The organism is Aestuariivirga sp. (assembly GCF_037139295.1).
GTDB lineage: Bacteria > Pseudomonadota > Alphaproteobacteria > Rhizobiales > Aestuariivirgaceae > Aestuariivirga.
On record NZ_JBAXGR010000183.1, the window covers coordinates 1 to 3,892 of the forward strand.

Genomic DNA, 3,892 nt, shown 5'->3' on the forward strand with positions numbered 1-3,892 from the left:
CATTCGAGAATCTCAACTTGTGGCGTTCCGATAAACCGCGCCACCTCGACTGTTTCGGGATTCGCATAGACGTCCTCAGGCGTTCCGAACTGTTCGACGGAACCATCACGCATGATTGCAACACGGTCGGAAATTGAGAGCGCCTCCTCCTGATCGTGGGTAACAAAAATCGATGTTACGCCGAGCCGTAGATGGAGTTCTTTTACCTCAGCTCGCATGCGGTTTCGGAGTGCTGCATCAAGGTTCGAGAATGGCTCGTCGAACAGGAATACCTTGGGGTGTCGTACAATGGCTCGACCGATCGCCACACGCTGTTGCTGACCGCCCGATAGCTGGTTGGGGTAGCGATCCAGCACATGGCTGAGGTCGAGTGCGGACGCTGCCGCGCCCACTCGCTCGTGAATCTCAGCGGGCGAGAAATTCCGCAGCCGCAGATTGAAACCCATGTTACCGGCGACGGTCATGTGCGGATATAGCGCATAATTTTGAAAGACCATGGCCACATCGCGACCGACGGGTTCAAGGTCGTTGACCCGCCGTCCGTCCATGAGGATGTCGCCTGACGTGGGATCGTCGAGCCCCGCGATCATATTGAGAGTAGTTGTCTTGCCGCAGCCGGACGATCCGAGCAGCGTGACAAACTCGCGATCTGCGATGGTGAGATTGATACCCTTGCAGACGTGGACCGCGCCATATGACTTGTTGATGTCGATAAGCTCGATGCTTGGCATAGATCACCCTTTCAGCATACCGTCGGCGAAGCCACGCAGAATGGTATTTCGGAGCAAGATCGTCAGCAGGATGATAGGCGCCACGGAGATCGCCGCGGCAGCCATCATCTGCCCGAACATCGTTTGATACTGTCCAGCGAAGGCAGATATGGCCAATGGTACTGTCTGGGCAGTCTGGCGCGTCATAATCAAGGCGAAGAAGAACTCATTCCAGGCCTCGATAAAGGCGAAGATCGCAGCGGCAAACAGCGAAGGCAGAGAAATCGGCAGAACAATCCGCAAGAATGTCTGGAGTGGTGAGGCGCCATCCACGCGCGCAGCGCGCTCTAGCCCGAGGGGAAGGCCCATAAAAAATCCGCGCAACACCCAAATGACAATCGGAAGGTTGAAGGAGAGATAAACTAGGATGAGGAGAAGCTTCGTGTCGATTAGCCCCAACTTGGAGGCGGTAATGAAAAGCGGAATTGCGATCACGATGGCCGGAAACATCTGCGCGGCAAGAACCATGAGGAGGATGGTGCCTGCATGTTTAATTTCAAGCCGTGCCAGCGCATAGGCGGCCGGCGCCCCCAGGATAATGGCGAGCGCGGTCGTAAATGTCGCAACGATGAGAGAATTGATAATGGCTCGACCCAATTGTGCGGCTGAACTGAAGACCTCTAGATAATTGGCGAGCGTGAAGGATGAAGGCGAAAGATCAGGCGGGATCGACGTCAATGCCTGCTGCTGGAGAACACTTGAAAGCAGAAGCCAGACGATCGGTCCTGTGGCAGCGAATACGAAAACAACAAGCGCAAGAACGATCCCTGCCCTTCCCAGGATTGATTGACTAGCGGCCACGAGGCGCTCCGGGGTTCATGAGGCGGACGTAGATGATCGACAACAGCAGGCTCGCGAGGAAAATTACATTTGCCAGTGCAGCGCCGTAGCCAAACTTCAGGAAATTGAAAGTGACGCGGTAGGCAAGAAAGTTCATGACGACGGTCCCATCGGCAGGGCCGCCCTTGGTTAAGACAAAGATCAAATCGAACACCCTCAATGACCATATCGTCTGTAAGATCACAGCAATGGCAATGGCGGTGTTTAGAGAGGGAAGCGTGATGAAGCGAAATGCTTCAAACGTCGATGCGCCGTCTACTCGCGCCGCGCGATAAAGTGTCTTGGGGATGTTCTGGAGTGCAGCAAGAAACAGAATTGCGATAAACGGAGTGGATTTCCAGATATCCACCAACAACACCATGTTGAGTGCCCGAAATGGGTCTCCCAGCCAAGTGACGTTCTGGTCTATCAACCCAAGTTGGAGCAGCAGGCTGTTCAGAATTCCATAGTTTGAATGATAGATCCATTTCCACAGAACGGCATTGGCGACGGGTGCAATGGCCCACGGAAGGAGCAGAAATACGCGAAAGCCACTCCAGCTTGCCATTGGATGATTGAGGAGAAGCGCCGTCAACAGACCCAGCACTACGACACCTATGACCTCGACCACGGTGAAGTAGAGAGTGTTGAGAAGTGCGGCCGAGACAGACTTGTCACCTATCAGCTGCCGATAATTATCAAGACCACTGAATGGCGTATCGAGCTGGCCGGCCGATAGACTTGCATCGGTCAGTGATAGCCAGATCGAATACAGGACAGGATAGGCAAGCAGAAGTGCAAGAACGATAAGCGCAGGAGCAAGGAAGAGTGGTGCCACACGCGCATGGCGAGTTCGGTGCCCCGTACCTAGAGGCAAAGCGCGTGTGGCTTCGGCCACGTTTCTTTTAGCCGCGCTTCTTGACGATCGCGGCCACTAGATTTGCCGCCTCTGCTATTGCATCTTTTGCTGAGGATTTTCCCGCCAGAGCCTTGTTTATCTCAGTCCCAAGAGCGACCGTGACCTCGTTGTAGTCCGGGGTCACGTAGCTGTCATAAGGATGGTTTGCCTGTTCGAGCACGACAGCAGCATTGGGGAGTGCCTTCTGCACGTCCGGATCACTGAGCACCGAAAGCCGAATGGGCAGCCAGCCCGTATCGATCGCCTGTCGTTTCTGAACGTCCTTGTCGAGATAGAACTCGATGAGCTTCGTTGCGAGTTCAGGGTTCTTCGAGGTCTTGGTGATCGTCCATGCATCGGTGCCGTCGATCGAGGCTGATCCCGCAGGTCCTGCAGGCAGCAGCGCTCCAGCGAGCTTGCCAACGATTTTGGAGGAGGCGGGGTCATTGGCCGGCTTCCACATGAATGGCCAATTCATCATCATCGCGGCCTTGCCGGCCGTCATTACGTTCGTGGCGTCGTTTATGCCGACATAGGAGATTGAACCCGGATCGGAATAGGGCATCAAATCCATCATCATCTGGAGAGCGAGAATTCCCGCATCACTGTTGAATGCGGGCGAACCATCCTCATTGTACAGTTTGCCGCCCGCCTGCTGTAGAAAGCACATCCAGTATGAAGCCGTGCCACCAATGCCCGCGGGGTCGCCGTAGTTCAGCACCCACCCATAATTGCCGTCACGCGTGCATTCCTTTGCGACGTTCTTGAGCTCGTCCCATGTCTTGGGCGGAGCGGTGAAGCCAGCCTTCTGCAGCAACTCGGTATTGTAGAACAAGGTCAGTAGTGACAGCGTAAAGACCACCCCGCTCGATTGGCCGTCCCAGGTCACGGTTGAAAAGCTCGACTTGGGGAGGTCGTCAATGAGCTCTTTTGGCAAATTCTTGGCGAACGGAACTAGGAATTTGGCTAACTCCGGCACCCAGCCGGACATATAGACCACATCCCAGACATGCTCGCCGGATGCGAATGCGGTGGCCATTTTGTCGTGGAGTTGCGGCCACGCGACCATGTCGTAAGTCACCTTGGCCGAATTTGCTTTTTGCCAGGCGGCGAAGGCCTCTTCTGAAAACTTCGCAGCCCCAGGCGGAGCAGGATCGGGGGGCAAAGGAGAAAATACGCTTAAGGCTGTCTCATCGGCCCAAGAAGGCCGCGATAAGCTGGGCAACACCAGGGCTGCGGCGGCACCAGACGCCGCTGTCTTTATCAGCGAACGTCGGTCAAGAAAGGGCAAGCGGTTCATTGGCTTCCTTCGCTATGTCTGCTGTTATGTGACAATCTACCGCAGGCGTGGATATATCAGAGGGCGCGCGGTGTCAACGTGACCTGACCGGCATTTTCTGAACCA

General features: G+C 55.2%; 4 protein-coding genes. All 4 read right to left on the reverse strand.

The window, feature by feature from the left end; translation table 11 throughout:
- A partial coding sequence (locus WCJ41_RS20425) for an ABC transporter ATP-binding protein (protein WP_336907679.1) occupies positions 1-731 on the reverse strand: 731 nt, incomplete at its 3' end.
- 3 nt (positions 732-734) lie between these two features.
- Positions 735-1,571, reverse strand: a complete 837-nt coding sequence (locus WCJ41_RS20430) for a carbohydrate ABC transporter permease (RefSeq protein ID WP_336907680.1) — start codon at positions 1,569-1,571, stop codon at positions 735-737.
- Positions 1,561-2,487, reverse strand: a complete 927-nt coding sequence (locus WCJ41_RS20435) for a sugar ABC transporter permease (protein WP_336907681.1) — start codon at positions 2,485-2,487, stop codon at positions 1,561-1,563. Before WCJ41_RS20435 ends, WCJ41_RS20430 begins: the two co-directional genes overlap by 11 nt.
- 7 nt (positions 2,488-2,494) lie before the next feature.
- Entirely contained in the window at positions 2,495-3,787 is a 1,293-nt protein-coding gene (locus WCJ41_RS20440; RefSeq protein ID WP_336907682.1) for an extracellular solute-binding protein, read from the reverse strand.
- Positions 3,788-3,892 lie beyond the last annotated feature (105 nt).